Here is a 15,981-nt window from a genome sequence, read left to right on the forward strand (position 1 = left end):
CGGGGGGATGCCCCGAAAGTCCATAGGCGGTCGTGATGCGGGTTCGGTCTCGTCAGCTTTAGCCATCGTTACGGACGACGACCAATAATGCCGCTACTCCGCCGCCAGCTTGCCGTGTCCGAGATGGGCGGCCAACGACTGGAGCAGATCGGCCGCCGCGTCCGCGACGACGGTGCCGGGCAGGAAGATGGCTGCCGCTCCGGCCGATTTCAGTGATGCGACATCCTGGGGAGGGATGACTCCACCCACGACGATCATAATGTTTTCACCGCCCTCGCGCACCAGGGCGGCCTTCAGCTCCGGAACAAGCGTCAGGTGGCCGGCGGCCAGCGAGGAAGCGCCGACGATGTGGACGTCGTTCTCCACGGCCTGCCGGGCGGCTTCTTCCGGCGTCTGGAAGAGCGGGCCGATATCCACGTCGAAGCCGAGATCGGCAAAGGCTGATGCGATTACCTTCTGGCCGCGGTCATGGCCATCCTGGCCCATCTTGGCAACGAGGATGCGCGGCCGGCGGCCTTCGACCTCGGCAAAGGCCGCACTCATCGCCTGAACCTGCGCCACACGATCCGCCATCGGTCCAGCCTCCCGCTTGTAGACACCCGCAACGACCTGGGTCTTGGCGACGTGACGGCCGAACACCGTTTCCAGCGCATCCGCCATCTCGCCGACGGTGGCCTTGGCCCGGGCCGCTGCGATGGACAGTTCGAGAAGGTTGCCATTGCCCTTCGCGCCCGCCGTCAAGGCAGCCAGGGCGGCCTCGGTGGCCGCACCGTCGCGTTCGGCCCGGAGTTGCTTGAGCTTCTCGATCTGCTGCCGCCGCACATCGGCATTGTCGACGCGCAGGACGTCGATGTCGTCGTCGTTCGCATTGCGGAACCGGTTGATGCCCACGACGGTCTGGGTGCCGGAATCGATTCGCGCCTGCGTCTTGGCGGCTGCTTCCTCGATGCGCAGCTTCGGCAGACCTTTCTCGATGGCCTTTGCCATGCCGCCCATCGCCTCGACCTCGCCGATATGGGACAGAGTCTTCTCTGCGAGCAGGTGAGTCAGGCGCTCGACATGGGCCGAGCCGCCCCAAGGGTCGATGAGGCCCGTCGTGCGGGTTTCGTGCGCAATGACCAACTGGGAATTACGGGCGATGCGGGCGGAGAAATCTGTTGGCAGGGCCAGCGCCTCGTCGAAGGCGTTGGTATGCAGCGACTGGGTGTGGCCCTGCGTCGCCGCCATTGCCTCGACGCAGGTCCGCACGACGTTGTTCATCACGTCCTGGGCGGTCAGCGACCAGCCCGAGGTCTGGCAGTGGGTGCGCAGCGACAGCGAGCGCGGGTCCTGCGGCGCGAAATTCTGCTTCATCAGCGCCGCCCAGATCAGCCGGGCCGCCCGCAGCTTGGCGATCTCCATGAAGGCGTTCATGCCGACCGCCCAGAAGAAGGAGAGGCGCGGCGCGAAGCGGTCGATGTCGAGCCCGGCGGCGACACCTGCTCGGGCATATTCGATGCCGTCCGCGATGGTGTAGGCAAGTTCCAGATCCGCCGTCGCCCCTGCTTCCTGCATGTGGTAGCCGGAGATCGAGATCGAGTTGTATTTCGGCATGTTCTTCGAGGTGAATTCGAAGATGTCCGAGATGATCCGCATCGAGGGCGCCGGCGGATAGATGTAGGTGTTGCGGACCATGAACTCCTTCAGAATGTCGTTCTGAATGGTCCCCGATAGGTCGGCTTGTGCCACGCCCTGCTCCTCGGCCGCCGCCACGTAGAGCGCGAGGACCGGCAGGACGGCGCCGTTCATGGTCATCGATACGCTCATCTCGCCCAGCGGAATGCCGTCGAACAGTTGGCGCATGTCGATGATGGAATCGATCGCCACGCCGGCCATGCCGACGTCGCCGGCCACGCGCGGATGATCGGAATCGTAGCCGCGATGGGTGGCGAGGTCGAAGGCGACCGACAGACCCTTCTGTCCGGCGGCTAGATTGCGCCGATAGAAGGCGTTCGAGGCCGCGGCCGTGGAGAAGCCGGCATATTGCCGGATGGTCCAGGGCTTTTCGACATACATGGTGGGGTAAGGGCCGCGCAGATAGGGCGCGATACCCGGCTGGGTGTCCAGGAACGGATAGCCGTCGAGCGCATCAGACCCGTAGGCGCCGCCGATGGTGATCCCTTCCGGGGTTTCGAAGCCTTCGGCGGCGCCGGGCTGCGACGCGGGCGCGGCCGGGCGGCTCCACTCGATCCGCCTGAAATCCGGGATCGCGCTCATCGGCTGGACTCCAAGGTTTCGCTGAGAGGGTGTGGACGCAGCGGCTCGCATCGCATGTCGCCATCGGCTTTCGAGACCTTACTGCGTGCGGCAGGCAGGATCGTGTGGTCGCGCTCGGTTTCCAGCGGATATAGGCTGGCACCAACGACGACGGTCTTGCCGTCCTCCAGCCGGCGCTGGCGCTCGAGACGGGCGCCCATGATGCGGCTCTGGAGGGTTCCCGTGGTCAGACCGGCGACGATGCCCCCCTCTGCCTCGATCTCGCGGAACATGTTCCAGGCAGCCTCGGCAGTCAGGTCGGTCAGTGCCTCGATGCTGCCGGAGCCTGCGGCGGGATCGGCAACCTGCGCCAGGAAGCTCTCCTCCTGCAGGATGATCTGCAGATTGCGGGCGAGGCGCCGTGCTGCACCGTCCGGCAGCCCAAGCGGTGCGGTGTAGGGCAGGACCGCAAGACTATCGGCACCGCCGGTGCCGGCGGCGAAGGCTGCGATGGTGGCGCGCAGGATGTTGGTATGCGGGTCCATGGCGGCCATCATCCGCCATGAGGTCTCCGCATGGATCCGAGCCGGAGCAGGAGCGTTCTCGCCGCAGGATTCCAGAAGCTTTCCCCAGAGCAGACGCAAGGCCCGCAGCTTGGCCGTCTGCTCGAATTGGCATTGATCGATCGCCAGCGTGAAGCCGATCGCCGACGCCGCTTCGCCGACGGTCAGACCGGCATCGGTCATCGCGCGCAGGTAATAGAGCGCCGTTGCCAGAACGGCGCCCAGTTCCTGTGCGACGGTCGCGCCGGCGTCATGATAGAGGCGCCCGTCCGCTTCTGCTATCCGTCCGCGGAAGCCGCTGGCGCGCAGGGCCTTGGTGGCGCGGCCGGCATGGGCGCGGAATGCGCTTTCGGTGCCTGGAAAGCTGCCCGTAAAGGCGAAGGGGCCGACGGCATCGAGGCAGAGATCGATCGCCAGGGCATCGAAATCCTGGTTTCGGGACCGGGTCAGCGCGCGCAACGCCTCGACGGCGATGCGGGCGTCCATATGCGGTTCGATCCGAAGCGAGATGATGCCCAGATCGACACCGTCGAGCGCTCGGGCAATTGCGTCCGCTTCCATCGGCAGGCCGAAACCGTGGGCAGAGGCGGAACCTGCGAAAACGAGCGCCAACCCGTTCGCGCCGCCCTCCAGATCGGCCAGCGCCTGCCGGTTGGCACGGGACGGATCGGGATCATCGACACGCTGCACGATCCGCCAAGGCCCAGAGCCAACTCGGCCGATGGGCGACGCCGCCCGCCGGTCGTAGAGCGGACCGTAGATGAAACCGTCCTCGGCCATCGTCACCAGGGATTCGAACGGTCGGCCCTTCAGCCCCTTCTCGACGCGCGCGCGCCAGTCGGCTTCGTCGACCTCGGGGAAGTCGATGGATTCCATCGTCAGCGCCGTCATGGCATCTCCTCGCACTGCCGGGCATGGCTCCCCCTTCAGCGGCGTGCATCCGAACGGTCGAACAAGGCACGATGCGTGGGGCGCAGCCGATGAGGTTCGGCGGCATCGCTCCCCCGCCTGTCCCTCTGACCGTTCCGCATTCTTCCATAGGCCGTCCCGTCGGGAAACGGAACTGGTGATCCACGCGGATGGCCAGGCGGCGTGGCCGACTTGGCAACCTACTGAGGTACCACGGCATCGCAGGGCGCTATCAGCTTCCACACTACACCCGACGCGGCGTAGTCCATCTCGACCTCCCCGTTGAGGCCGCGCGAGGTCATCTTCTGGATGACCAGCGTGCCGAAGCCGGAATGCTTGGGCTCGACCACCGGCGGGCCGCCACTCTCGCGCCAGACGATGACGAACTCGCCGCCCAAGGACCATGAGATCTCGACCTTGCCGTCCGATGTCGACAGGGCACCGTATTTCACCGCGTTTGTCGCCAACTCGTGCAGGGCCAGGCCGATCGTCTGGGCAGCGGTGGGGTTCAGACGCACGACGGGCCCGTGCGTTTCGATCTGCTTGCCGCCCGCGCCGAAGGCGTGAAGCTGGGCGCGGACGAGATCCTCGACCAAAGCGCTTTCCCAGGCCCGGCTCGAAAGAAGGTCGGCCGAGCGGGCGAGGGAACTGAGTGCTTCCGACAGCGTCGCCAGGAACTGGGCGGTATCGGCGCTCTCCTTTGCCGCCCGGCGGGCGATCGCGGCGATCAGAGCATATTGGTTCTTGGCGCGATGGGTCATCTCGCGCATCAGGAAGCGATTCTGGTCTTCGGCCTCGCGGCGCGCACGCGACGCCTGAGCGAGCACCCGGGAGACCTCGGCGACCTCCGCGATGTCGGTGCCGATCGTGGCCGCAGGCTGCCCCTCGCCAATGGCCGCGGCCTGCTTGGACAATTGCAGAATCGGTGCGGCAATCCGTCGGCCGAAAAAGACACCCAGGAGGATCGAGAACGTTAGGAGCACGACGCCGGCGCTGATGAGAAGCAGCCAGGACCGCATGACTGGCTGCACTAGCACCGAATTCGGCACGGCAAGCGTCGTCGTCCAACCCGTCAAGCTGGACACGGTGGATGCTTCGATCAGGTCGTAACTCCTGCGAGCGCCGAGCGTCTCGATGATCGAGGGATTGTCGTAGGAGATGCCTTGCTGGGCCTTCATGCGGCCTTCGCTGGTCACGGCTGCAAAGACCCGCTTCCCGTCGGCATCCTTGATGATAGCGGACCATTCGCGCGGAAGGTTGCGGTCGGCGATCACATCACTCAGCGTTTCTGCCGCTTTGCTGATAATCAGGACATAAGACACGTCATTGCCGCGAAACACGGGCACGGCGACGTGGAACACGAAGCGCTCGGACATCTCGCCGAAGAATACGCCTGATACCGTCGGCTGGCGGGTCTTCAGGACCCGGTCGATCGTCTCGGTATAGCTCATTGCGCGGATCGGGGCCGGATAGGAGTCGATGGTCGACACGACGACCCTTCCTTTCGGGTCGACCAATGCGGCATCGGTGTTCGTGGTCTTGAGGGCCGCGACCGTTCTGGTATGGAACCCGGCCAGTTCTCCCCCCGACAGAGACGGAGATGAGGCCAGCACCCGGCCGGTGGTGATCATGCCGTAAATTTCGCGGTCGACCGCATTCGATATGATCTGGGCGGTATCGTTGACCTGTGCGGTCGCGATCTCACGTTGCTGGGCGGAGAATTGCAGGATCAGGAAGGCGCTGAACAGCAGTGCCGGGACCAGAACGATGATCGCGAACAGCACAAGATGGACCAGTAGCGGCGGACGCCGAAACAGGCGCGACATCCTGAAGGCCCCGAAGCGCCAGGGACGCGACAGGGTGGATGACAAACGGGATGCAAGCGGACGGGTGGCGTCCGGTTTGACGCTAATCGGATTAGATGTCATGCAAGGACCTCGCTCCCCCGATGACGTCACGCACCTTGTCCGGCCACATTTCCGTTTTCCGCCAAAAGCATAGGCGAACGCAACGGCATTATCCAGCGTTGCGGAAGGTGGGCAAGCCGAATGGCGGCCAACCTCTCGACAAGGCCGGCCGCACCGTCTCTGTCCGGATGGTCAGCGGGTCTAGACGTACTGCGATAGCCCGGGCACGGAGGAGAGCGCCTTGTCGACGGTCGCGGGTTCGGTCTGGGTCTTGGCGTAGGCAACGAGCTCGCGCGCCACGGTCTGGATTTCGCCCATACCGAGGCCGAGGCCCATCAGCTTGGAGCCCAAGCCCATGATGCCGCCGCCAAGCATGCCGCCCAGAAGTCCGCCGCTGCCACCTTCGCCAGCCGTGGCGATGGCGTCTTCCGCACCTGGCGTCTCGGCGATCATCTTGCCGACGGCCGGATCGTCCCCTTCAGCCTTGACGAAAGCCAGGATGTGCCCGACGGCCTTCTTGGCCGCGGCCTCGTCGATACCCGTTTCGGCGGCAATCTTCGCGAACAACTCGTTCATTGATGGTCCTCTTGCACCGGAAGCTGCGCTCCGGAATTGCCGCTGATGGCCGGTCCCTCGGAGCGGCACGAATCGGCGGGACTTTGGCAAAGCCCGATCGTGCGCGCAATCGCAATCTCCACCGGATCCGTCGGCGAACTTGTGCCGCTCGATGAGCGGCATATAAGCTCCGGCCGCCACAAGAGGGGATGCGCATGCTCGAAGACGGTCGGATCTATCTCGGCGCCAGCCGCGACCCCCAGGACGCGATCAAGAAGGGCGAATATCTCGACCTGACCCGAGCCAACCGTCACGGGCTCGTCACCGGCGCGACCGGCACCGGCAAGACCGTGACGCTGCAAATCTTGGCGGAAGGCTTCTCGGACGCCGGCGTGCCGGTGTTCTGCTCCGACATCAAGGGCGACCTTTCCGGCCTGTCGCAGCGGGGCGAAGGCAAGGACTTTCTCGTCGCCCGCGCAAGGGACATCGGCCTCGACCCCTATTATCGCGACGTCTATCCCGTCGTGTTCTGGGACGTTTTCGGCGAGAAAGGTCATCCCATCCGGGCGACCATATCGGAAATGGGCCCGCTGCTCCTGTCACGGCTGATGAACCTGTCGGATGCCCAGGAAGGCGTCCTCAACATCGTTTTCAAGATCGCCGACGAGGAAGGGTTGTTGCTCCTTGACCTCAAGGACCTGCAGGCGATGCTGGCTCATGTGGCGGAGAATGCCGACGAGGTCTCGAGGCTCTACGGCAATGTCGCCAAGGCCTCGGTCGGCGCCATCCAGCGCTCCCTGCTGGTCCTGGAGCAGCAGGGCGGCGACAGTTTCTTCGGCGAGCCGGCGCTCGCCATTTCGGACCTGATGCGCACCGACCGCGACGGACGCGGCATCGTCAACATGCTGGCTGCCGACCAGCTGATGATGAACCCGCGGCTCTACGCCACCTTCCTGCTCTGGCTCCTGTCCGAGTTGTTCGAGGAATTGCCGGAGGTCGGTGATCCGGAGAAGCCGAAGCTCGTCTTCTTCTTCGACGAGGCACATCTTCTTTTCGACGACGCACCGAAGATCCTCGTCGACCGGGTCGAGCAGGTGGTGAAGCTGATCCGCTCCAAAGGCGTCGGGGTCTATTTCGTCACGCAAAATCCGCTCGACATGCCCGACGGCGTGCTCGCCCAGCTCGGCAACCGCGTGCAGCACGCGCTGCGCGCCTACACGCCACGCGAGCAGAAGGCCGTGCACACTGCAGCGGAAACCTTCCGTCCGAACCCGGAATTCGACTGTTTCGAGGCGATCACCAAGCTTGGGGTGGGCGAGGCGCTGGTATCCACGCTGGACAGGAAGGGTGTGCCATCGATCGTGGAGCGCACGCTGATCCGCCCACCTGCCGGCCGGCTCGGCCCGGTCACTGATGCGGAGCGTCGCGAGACGATGGCCAGGAGCCCCCTCGCCGGCCAGTACGACCACACGGTGGATCGGGAATCGGCCTACGAGATGCTCTTCGGTCGGGCCGAGGATCAGCTTGCGCAGGAAGGCGAGCAGCGGCGGATGGAGGCACAGCGCGGCGAAGAGGCGGCGCGCCGCGCCGAGGCTGCCCGTGCAAGGGAAGAAGCTGAGGATCGGGACGCGCCGCCGCACCGGACCCGTACCGGCTTCCAGCTTCCGGATTTCGGTCTCGGCGGGGGTGGTCGCGACGATACGCAGGAAGTGGAAGACGCCGAACCGGCCCCCCGGCGGCGCACGGCCTCCCGTCGCGGATCATCCGGCTATCAGCGCCAGACCGTCACCGAGACGATCATGAAGCAGGTGGGCCGGACGGTCGCATCGACGGTGACGCGGGCGATCCTTCGCGGTGTCCTCGGCAGCCTGAAACGCGGCAAATAAGGGTATTGCGGCGCCAGAGCGGTGGCGGAAGCCGGCCTCCCAACTCGCCGGCGCGCTTTCAAACAGGTGGGGCAACACCCATCTGTAGGAAGATGTGCAACGGAAGGACATGGCATGAACCGGAAGTCGACACTCGCGTCCTACATTCTGTGGCTTCTCTGCTTTGCCGGGATTTGCGGGCTGCACCGGTTCTATCTCGGCCGACCCTGGACGGGGCTGTTGTGGCTCGTGACCCTCGGGCTTCTCGGCATCGGGCAAATCATCGACCTGTTTCTGATCCCCGGCATGGTTCGTGAGGAGAACCTCGAAAGCCGGATCGACATGATGGAGCGCGAGCGCCGCAACCTGTCCTGAGTGGGCGGCCGGGCGATAGCACCCATAAAATATTACATTGCATGGTCAGCAACTCGACGGCCACCAGCGGGCGGCTTCAGTTCGGTTATGATGATGTGCCGCATCTGATCTCCTTTCACACGTACGATGCGGCCCGACCCTCCACCCTCTCCAGATGAACTATCGTTTACCGGTCGGTGGAGAAAAATTCTGGTAGCCCTGACCGAGGGCTTGGTCGCGGTGCCACGTCGGCGGAAGCTAGACACGGGAAAGGGCGAGCGGGTTGGCCGCTCGCCCTTTCCCGGTATCCTCCAAGGCCGTCGATCAGGCGATGAGGCCGCCCTGGCGGACGACGACCGGCGAACCTGACGGCACCCGTTCGTAAAGATCGATGATGTCCTGGTTCATGAAGCGGATGCAGCCGGACGAGCCGGACGTGCCGATCGTCCAGTATTCCGGAGAACCGTGGAGGCGGTAGAGTGTGTCCTTGCCGTTCTGGAACAGATAGAGCGCGCGGGCGCCCAGCGGATTGTCGATGCCGGGCTCCATGCCATCGGCATACTCCGCCAACTCCGGCTTGCGAGCGATCATCTCCTTAGGCGGCGTCCAAGTCGGCCACTTCTTCTTCCACTGAATTTTCGCGCGGCCCGACCAGCCAAACCCTTCGCGACCGACCCCCACGCCGTAGCGCATGGCACGGCCGCCGGGCTCAACCACATAGGCGAACTTGTTTGCGGTATCGACGACGACCGTACCGGGCTTCTCGCCGGTCGGATCTGCGACTTCTTGCCGGTAGTAGACCGGATCAACGCGGCTTAGGTCGATCGCCGGGATGCGGTAGCCGTTGTCCACGACCGCATCATACATCGCACGATAACGGGCCGGGGCTCGGCCTTGCGGGGCCGGATAGGGAGCCACAGATGCGATCCGGGCGCGCGGTCCGGAGGTGCAGCCGGCGGCGAGAGCCGTTGTGCCGATGCCGAAACCGATGAGCAGCCTGCGCCGCGTGAAATGTGTGGAATTGTCCATTGTCGTCCAGCCTTAGTTTTTTATTGGCGCTCGGGTTGCCCAAAGCGCATTCGGTGATTTGTGGACAAAACTTTTTCGACGCGCAGAGGTTCCGGGAACATCACAGGTGTTTGAAGTAGAAGCGGAAGCGACGCTCATACCAGCTTCGGCAGACCCTTCAGATCCGGCAGGACGCCACTAGGCGGTAGATCAAGATATTCGTTAGGCTCGCCGCCGCGGTTGATCCATACCGTGTGGAAGCCGAAGGCCGCAGCGCCGGCGATATCCCAGCGATTGGAGGACTGGAAGGACACCGCGTCCGGATAAAGCCGGAAATGGGTGGTCACCAAATCGTACATGGCTGGTGACGTCTTGAATGTCCCGCAGTCCTCGGCGGAAAACACGACATCGAACACGTCGTCGAGACCGGCAGAGCGAACGGCTCGGGCCAGCATGTCGCGTGACCCGTTGGACAGGATCGCAAGGCGCGCACCGCGATCGCGCAAAGCGCGGAGTGTCGACGGTACCTCCTCGAAGGTGTCGAGATCCCGATAAGCTTCCAGAAGCCGGGAACGCAGAGCGGCATCTGCGCTCGGCACCTTCTGGAACGCGTAGTCGAGTGCATCCTCGGTCAGATCCCAGAAATTCCTGTGTGCGCCGCCCATCAGGCTGCGAACCCACGAATATTCCAGCTGCTTGCGACGCCAGATGTCCGCCAGCAGGCGTCCGTCCTCGCCGATCTCGCCGGCGAGGCGCGTCACGGCGGCGCCTGTATCAAACAGCGTGCCATAGGCATCGAACACGTAGACTGAATACAAGGACGTCTCCCTCGGGTTGCAGGGCCCCGTCCGGTCATATGGGCGAGCGCGTGGGATGGGAAGGTTGCGAGAGCCTCGTGATTGCTTTCGCAGCACTCTGCCGGAGCGGGTGACGCGGCGTTGCGCCTGCGCTATGGACGGTGGCCGGGAGACTTGGTGCTTCCGACGCTTGACACAGAGCCAATCCGGAGCCGGCCATGCCGCAGGAATTTTCTCGTACGCGCACCTTCTTCGACGGCCAGTGGCACGACGGAAATCCGGGTCTGATCGGCCCGCGCAGCCATGCGATGTGGCTCGGCAGTTCGGTGTTCGACGGGGCGCGCTGGTTTGAGGGCCTCGCACCGGATCTCGATCGGCATTGTGCACGCGTCAACCGGTCGGCTGAAGCGCTTGGCTTGAACGCCACGATGGCAGCGGATGAGATTGTGCGGCTGACGCATGAGGGCCTGCAGGATTTCGACGGCAAGACGGCGGTCTATATCCGACCAATGTACTGGGCTGAGGACGGCGGCTACATGGGCGTCCCGGCCGACGCGGCGACGACGCGCTTCTGCCTGTGCCTGTACGAGTCTGCGATGATTGCCTCGTCCGGCTTCACCCTCGGTGTGTCCCCCTTCCGCCGGCCGACACCGGAGACCATGCCGACGCTGGCCAAGGCGGGTTGCCTCTATCCCAATAACGGACGCGCGATCATGGAAGCCAAGTCGCGCGGCTTCGACAATGCGCTCGTTCTCGACATGCTCGGCAACGTAGCGGAGACAGGCACATCCAATCTCTTTATGGTCAAGGACGGCGTCGTCTTCACGCCGATCCCGAACGGCTGCTTCCTGAACGGGATTACCCGCCAGCGCATCATCGCGCTCCTGCGCGAAGCTGGGCGAGAGGTGATCGAATCGACACTCACCGTCGCTGAATTCCGCGACGCGGACGAAATTTTCTCGACCGGTAACCATTCCAAGGTGGTTCCGGTCGTCGGCATCGAGGATCGGCAATTGCAGGCCGGCGCCGTCTATGCCGAGGCCCGAGAGCTCTACTGGTCATTCGCCCGCGCTGCGGCATAAGGAGCGCGGACCATAAAGCGGTGGCAAATGCGACCGTTGGCACTAGCTTCGTTCTCGCCGATTTTTGCGCGCCACGGAAACACTCGCCGAGTTGAGCCGTTGCGCGCCCTGAAACAACCAACCGAAGGAGACGGACCATGGCATTCACGCTTCCGGAGCTTCCCTACGCCTATGACGCGCTGGGACCCTACATGTCTGCCGAAACGCTCGAGTTTCACCACGACAAGCATCACCAGGCTTACGTGACGAAGGGCAACGAGCTGGCGGAGAAGGCCGGCATGGCCGATCTGTCGCTCGAGGAGATCGTCAAGAAGTCCTACGGAACGGACCAGCCGCTCTTCAACAATGCTGGCCAGCACTACAACCACATTCATTTCTGGAAGTGGATGAAGCCGAACGGTGGCGGCAAGAGCCTGCCCGGCAAGTTGCAGACCGCGTTCGAAAGCGATCTCGGCGGCTATGATAAATTCAAGGCCGATTTCGAAGCCGCCGGCGCTGGCCAGTTCGGCTCCGGCTGGGCCTGGGTGGCCGTCAAGAACGGCAAGCTCGAGATCATGAAGACACCGAACGGCGAGAACCCGCTGGTACACGGCGCCGTGCCGATCCTTGGCGTCGATGTGTGGGAGCATTCCTACTACATCGATTACCGCAACGCGCGTCCGAAGTACCTGTCGGCATTCGTCGACAATCTCATCAACTGGGATCACGTGCTCGAAAGCTACGAGACGGCCACGGCCTGATCCACGGGATCATAGCCGCCGTACCTGGCTGGTGCAGACCAAAGGCCTCGCGGCTCACGCCGCGGGGCCTTTTCCTGACCGGCCCACATTTTCGTGACGGCGGCTGGAGGGATTGACGATTGCGCGTCCGGTAAAACTGGTTTCAACTTCCTATCAACAGGCCGTCTTGGCCGATTTTTGGGAGGGTTCCATGCCACAGAACAAGCTTGTCGCCACAACTGCGGCCACGGCCATATCCGTCGCTGCGCTCTTGCCCGCCCATGCGCAAAATGTCGAGCCGATCGAGACGCGGCAGGACCTGATGGAAGAGAACGGCGATTCCGCCAAGGCCGGCGGCGCGATATTGAAGGGCGAGGCACCGTTCGAGACTGCCAAGGCCACCGCCATCTTCTCCGAGATGCACGATGTGGCCATGAAGTTCGGTGACTATTTTCCCGAGGACAGCAAGACGGGCAACGACACCGAAGCCGCGCCTGCGATCTGGGAGAAGCCGGACGAATTCCAGGCGGCGCTCGTCAAGTTCCAGGAAGATACGAAGGCGGCGATGGATGCTGCGCCTCAGGACATCGAGGCGTTCAAGCAGACCTTCGGCATGGTGACGCAGAACTGCAAGGGCTGCCACGAGGATTTCCGCATCGATAAGGACAAGTAGGGGAGGGGCATGCCCCCCGGGGGCGGCGGCCATCTGCACCTGAGCAGGACCGGCTGCCTTTCCTGTAAGCGGAATGAACCGGGATCGGTGCGATGCTCGACCGCATCCTGACGGGCATCTTTCTTATCATCGTGATCGGCGCTGGCGGATTCTACCTCCTGACGATGCCCCAGCGGCTGGATGCCGCAACGCTGGCGGACGTCCCGGCTGGCGATGCGGCCAAGGGCGAGCGGATCTTCTGGGCGGGCGGCTGCGCGTCGTGCCATGCACCGCCCAAGTCCGAAGGTGACGACCGTCTGAAACTAGGCGGCGGCGCGCCGCTGGAGACGGATTTCGGCACCTTCCACGCTCCGAACATCTCTCCTGACCCCGATGCGGGCATGGGTCGCTGGACCTTCGACGATTTCGCCAATGCCATGCAGCGTGGGGTCGATCCGGCCGGGCGCCATCTCTATCCGGCGTTTCCCTACACGTCCTATGTGAACTTGCGGCTGAGCGACGTCGCCGATCTGTGGGCCTTCCTGCAGAGGCTACCGGCGGTTGCGGAGAGGGCACCGCCCAACGATCTCGCTTTCCCCTACAATCTGCGGCGCGGCATCGGGCTGTGGAAGCTCGCTTTCCTGGATAAGGGCGGCCCTGTAGTGGACTTGCCGCCCGACGCGCCGGCCGCTGCGCATGAGGGCCAATATCTCGTCGAGGGCCCCGGCCATTGCGGTCAGTGTCACACGCCACGCAGCCTGGGTGGAGCTGGCGGGATGAAAGGGGTGCGATGGCTTGCCGGGGCGCCCAATCCGGAAGGCGAAGGGCGCGTACCCAACATCACGCCGTCGACCTCGGGGATCGGCAACTGGTCGGCCAGCGACATCGTCTATTATCTTGAGAGTGGTTTCACGCCCGATTTCGATACCGTCGGAGGCGCGATGGTCGAGGTGCAGAAGAATATTGCCCGTTTGCCCGAAGACGACCGCGAAGCGATAGCCGCCTATCTCAAGGCGATTCCTTCTGTCGACAGCGCTTCGGCCCCGACCGCCGGGTCAACGTCGGAGTAGTAGCTCGACGTGCCAGCAGAGTGCCAGCGCTGATCGCAATCACACACTGCGAGACGGCCGTGGACAATGTTGCCATCGTCCACGGCTGTTTTTGCATCATTAAGCCGGCAGCGTGTCCTTGCCCATCAGCCGCAGCGCGAACGCGTCGACAAAGGCGACTTCTTCCAGCTTGGAGAAGCGACCGGAGGCCCCGCCATGGCCGGAATCCATGTTGGTGCGCAGGATGACGGGATTTTCGTCGGTCTTCATGTCGCGCAGCCGTGCGACCCATTTTGCCGGCTCCCAATAGGTCACACGCGGATCGGTCAGTCCGGCCAACACCAGCATCGGCGGATAGGCCTGCCGGCGGACGTTGTCGTAGGGACTGTAGGACGCGATCACTTCGTAGTCCTCGCCCGAGAGGATCGGGTTGCCCCATTCGGGCCATTCCGGGGGCGTCAACGGCAGTGTGTCGTCGAGCATGGTGTTGAGGACGTCGACGAAGGGAACGACGGCGATGATGCCGCCGAATTTCTCCGGCGCCATGTTGGCAATGGCACCCATCAGCATGCCGCCAGCGGAGCCGCCATGAGCCACGATACGGTCGTGCCGCGTGTAGGCCTGGGCCACCAAATGGTCTGCACAGGCGATGAAGTCGGTGAAGGTGTTGGCCTTGTTGCGTCTGCGACCGGCGTCGTACCAGGCAAACCCCTTGTCCTTGCCACCGCGGATATGGGCGATGGCATAGACGAAGCCGCGATCGACCAGCGACAATGCGTTGGCGTTGAAGGACGCGGGAATGGCGATGCCGTAGGAGCCGTAGCCGTAGAGCAGGCAGGGTGCCGTACCGTCCAGCGGCGTGTCCTTGCGATAAAGCAGGGAGACCGGCACTGTTTCGCCGTCCTTGGCAGGGGCCATGATCCGCCGGGTGACATAGTCCGCAGGGTTGTGGCCTGACGGCACCTCCTGCGTCTTCAGGAGCGTGCGCTCGCGTGTCGCGACATTGTAGTCGAAGGTCTGGCCTGGGGTGGTCAGCGACGAATAGCTGAAGCGGATCGTGTCCGTGTCGTACTCATAGGATCCTGCAAGACCGAGCGAGTACGCCTCTTCATCGAAGGCGATGGCGTGTTCCTCGCCGTCCGACAGACGCTTGACCACGATCCGCGGCAATCCGTCCCGCCGCTCCAGCCAGATGAGGTGGCGCTTCAGGATCATATGGTTGAGGATAAGCCGACCGCTTTCGTGTGGAACGTAGTCGGTCCAGTCGGCGCGCCGGGCGGCATCGGTGGGCGCCGTGACGATCTTGAAGTCCGGGGCGCCGCCGGCATTGGTACGGATGTAAAGACAGCCACCGCCTTCATCGACATCGTATTCGACGCCGGTCTCGCGTTCGGCGATCAGTCGCGGCTCGGCGGCGGCATTGTTGGCCGGAAGGATCCAGCATTCCGACGTTTCGTGGTCGTGGATGTCGATGACCATGAACTCGCCGGACTGGGTCTTGCCCACATCCATGAAGAAGCCCGTGTCGGTCTCCTCATAGATCAGGCGGTCATCCACCGGGTCGCTGCCCAGGCGATGGTAGAAGACCCGGCTTGGGCGGTGATTGCTGTCGAGCCGCGTATAGAAGAACCCTTCGGACCGTGCAGACCACGCTGCGCCGCCGCTCGAATCCTCGATCGTATATTCGAGGTCCTTGCCGCTTTCGAGGTCGCGAATGGACAGCGTGTAGAATTCTGATCCCTTGTCGTCATGCGACCAGGCGAGCCAGCGGTGATCGGGCGAATGGGCAATGCCGCCGAGCGAGAAATAGGCACGATCGGCCGCTTCGATCTGTCCGTCGAGGAGCACGGCCTCGGGGTCGGCCGAGCTGCCCCGCGGGCACCGCACGAAGCGCGGATATTCCGCGCCTGTCTGGTACGATATGCCATAGGCCCATGGTCCGTCGGGCGCCGGGACGGACGAATCGTCCTCCTTGATGCGCCCACGCATTTCCCTGACCAGCATTTCGCGCAGATCCTGCGTGCCGGCCATCACCGCTTCCTGGTAGGCATTTTCTGCCACCAAATGATCCCGGATCTGCGGGTCGAGGACCGCCGAGTCCTTGAAGACGTCCTGCCAGTTATGCGCCCGCAGCCAGGCATATTCGTCTGAGCGTTCCCGACCATGACGGATGTCGGTTTCGGGACGGCGTTCGGCACTTGGCGGAACGGGGACGGTCGGCGGTGTCACGGTATCGGTCATCGAGCCTGTCTTGCAGATGTCTGGAAGAGGGGGAACGGAACGCGT

The 15,981-nt window shown here is 63.9% G+C and carries 13 protein-coding genes; 6 read left to right on the top strand and 7 right to left on the bottom strand.

The window, feature by feature from the left end:
- Positions 1–93: 93 nt before the first annotated feature.
- The 4 genes from scpA to VQ042_RS03860 all read right to left on the bottom strand — a co-directional run bounded on the left by scpA (position 94) and on the right by VQ042_RS03860 (position 6,190).
- A complete protein-coding gene (scpA, locus tag VQ042_RS03845) occupies positions 94–2,256 on the bottom strand; it encodes a methylmalonyl-CoA mutase (RefSeq protein ID WP_331815756.1) in 2,163 nt (720 codons plus the stop codon).
- Positions 2,253–3,689, bottom strand: a complete 1,437-nt coding sequence (locus VQ042_RS03850; protein WP_331815758.1) for a methylmalonyl-CoA mutase subunit beta — start codon at positions 3,687–3,689, stop codon at positions 2,253–2,255. Before VQ042_RS03850 ends, scpA begins: the two co-directional genes overlap by 4 nt.
- Before the next feature lie 218 nt (positions 3,690–3,907).
- Positions 3,908–5,533 carry an HWE histidine kinase domain-containing protein gene (locus tag VQ042_RS03855; protein ID WP_331815760.1) on the bottom strand — a complete coding sequence of 542 codons (1,626 nt, stop codon included), beginning with the start codon at positions 5,531–5,533 and terminating at the stop codon, positions 3,908–3,910.
- A gap of 282 nt (positions 5,534–5,815) precedes the next feature.
- Entirely contained in the window at positions 5,816–6,190 is a 375-nt protein-coding gene (locus VQ042_RS03860; RefSeq protein ID WP_331815762.1) for a DUF2267 domain-containing protein, read from the bottom strand.
- A 194-nt stretch (positions 6,191–6,384) separates the two neighbouring features.
- Between VQ042_RS03860 and VQ042_RS03865 the strand changes: the two genes are divergently transcribed.
- Entirely contained in the window at positions 6,385–8,055 is a 1,671-nt protein-coding gene (locus VQ042_RS03865) for a helicase HerA-like C-terminal domain-containing protein (protein ID WP_331815764.1), read from the top strand.
- Between the two features lie 114 nt (positions 8,056–8,169).
- Positions 8,170–8,409 carry a TM2 domain-containing protein gene (locus VQ042_RS03870; protein ID WP_331815766.1) on the top strand — a complete coding sequence of 80 codons (240 nt, stop codon included), beginning with the start codon at positions 8,170–8,172 and terminating at the stop codon, positions 8,407–8,409.
- 303 nt (positions 8,410–8,712) lie between these two features.
- Here VQ042_RS03870 and VQ042_RS03875 read toward each other — a convergent pair whose 3' ends face one another.
- On the bottom strand, positions 8,713–9,417 hold the full coding sequence (locus tag VQ042_RS03875; RefSeq protein WP_331815768.1) for a L,D-transpeptidase: 705 nt from the start codon (positions 9,415–9,417) through the stop codon (positions 8,713–8,715).
- Between the two features lie 134 nt (positions 9,418–9,551).
- Positions 9,552–10,214, bottom strand: a complete 663-nt coding sequence (locus tag VQ042_RS03880) for a haloacid dehalogenase type II (RefSeq protein WP_331815770.1) — start codon at positions 10,212–10,214, stop codon at positions 9,552–9,554.
- Between the two features lie 197 nt (positions 10,215–10,411).
- On the opposite strand from VQ042_RS03880, the gene VQ042_RS03885 reads away from it, so the two are divergent.
- From VQ042_RS03885 to VQ042_RS03900, 4 genes are all read left to right on the top strand, one after another.
- Positions 10,412–11,275 carry a branched-chain amino acid aminotransferase gene (locus tag VQ042_RS03885; protein ID WP_331815772.1) on the top strand — a complete coding sequence of 288 codons (864 nt, stop codon included), beginning with the start codon at positions 10,412–10,414 and terminating at the stop codon, positions 11,273–11,275.
- A 137-nt stretch (positions 11,276–11,412) separates the two neighbouring features.
- Entirely contained in the window at positions 11,413–12,015 is a 603-nt protein-coding gene (locus tag VQ042_RS03890) for a superoxide dismutase (protein ID WP_331815774.1), read from the top strand.
- A gap of 190 nt (positions 12,016–12,205) precedes the next feature.
- A complete protein-coding gene (locus VQ042_RS03895; RefSeq protein ID WP_331815776.1) occupies positions 12,206–12,667 on the top strand; it encodes a c-type cytochrome in 462 nt (153 codons plus the stop codon).
- Positions 12,668–12,759: 92 nt separating this feature from the next.
- The gene (locus VQ042_RS03900) at positions 12,760–13,716 is read left to right on the top strand and encodes a cytochrome c (RefSeq protein WP_331815778.1); all 957 of its coding nucleotides are present in this window, start codon (positions 12,760–12,762) and stop codon (positions 13,714–13,716) included.
- A gap of 99 nt (positions 13,717–13,815) precedes the next feature.
- On the opposite strand, the gene VQ042_RS03905 is transcribed toward VQ042_RS03900, so the two are convergent.
- Entirely contained in the window at positions 13,816–15,936 is a 2,121-nt protein-coding gene (locus VQ042_RS03905) for a S9 family peptidase (RefSeq protein ID WP_331815780.1), read from the bottom strand.
- Between the last annotated feature and the right edge of the window lie 45 nt (positions 15,937–15,981).

This window comes from Aurantimonas sp. A2-1-M11 (assembly GCF_036549475.1).
Classification (GTDB): domain Bacteria; phylum Pseudomonadota; class Alphaproteobacteria; order Rhizobiales; family Rhizobiaceae; genus Aurantimonas.

Excerpts from the sequence above, each read along its gene's own strand:
- VQ042_RS03860 (WP_331815762.1), bottom strand. The coding sequence starts at position 6,190 with ATGAACGAGTTGTTCGCGAAGATTGCCGCCGAAACGGGTATCGACGAG.
- VQ042_RS03865 (WP_331815764.1), top strand. The coding sequence starts at position 6,385 with ATGCTCGAAGACGGTCGGATCTATCTCGGCGCCAGCCGCGACCCCCAG.
- VQ042_RS03890 (WP_331815774.1), top strand. The coding sequence starts at position 11,413 with ATGGCATTCACGCTTCCGGAGCTTCCCTACGCCTATGACGCGCTGGGA.
- VQ042_RS03900 (WP_331815778.1), top strand. The coding sequence starts at position 12,760 with ATGCTCGACCGCATCCTGACGGGCATCTTTCTTATCATCGTGATCGGC.
- VQ042_RS03855 (WP_331815760.1), bottom strand. The coding sequence starts at position 5,533 with ATGTCGCGCCTGTTTCGGCGTCCGCCGCTACTGGTCCATCTTGTGCTG.
- VQ042_RS03870 (WP_331815766.1), top strand. The coding sequence starts at position 8,170 with ATGAACCGGAAGTCGACACTCGCGTCCTACATTCTGTGGCTTCTCTGC.
- VQ042_RS03850 (WP_331815758.1), bottom strand. The coding sequence starts at position 3,689 with ATGACGGCGCTGACGATGGAATCCATCGACTTCCCCGAGGTCGACGAA.
- VQ042_RS03885 (WP_331815772.1), top strand. The coding sequence starts at position 10,412 with ATGCCGCAGGAATTTTCTCGTACGCGCACCTTCTTCGACGGCCAGTGG.
- scpA (WP_331815756.1), bottom strand. The coding sequence starts at position 2,256 with ATGAGCGCGATCCCGGATTTCAGGCGGATCGAGTGGAGCCGCCCGGCC.
- VQ042_RS03895 (WP_331815776.1), top strand. The coding sequence starts at position 12,206 with ATGCCACAGAACAAGCTTGTCGCCACAACTGCGGCCACGGCCATATCC.
- VQ042_RS03875 (WP_331815768.1), bottom strand. The coding sequence starts at position 9,417 with ATGGACAATTCCACACATTTCACGCGGCGCAGGCTGCTCATCGGTTTC.
- VQ042_RS03905 (WP_331815780.1), bottom strand. The coding sequence starts at position 15,936 with ATGACCGATACCGTGACACCGCCGACCGTCCCCGTTCCGCCAAGTGCC.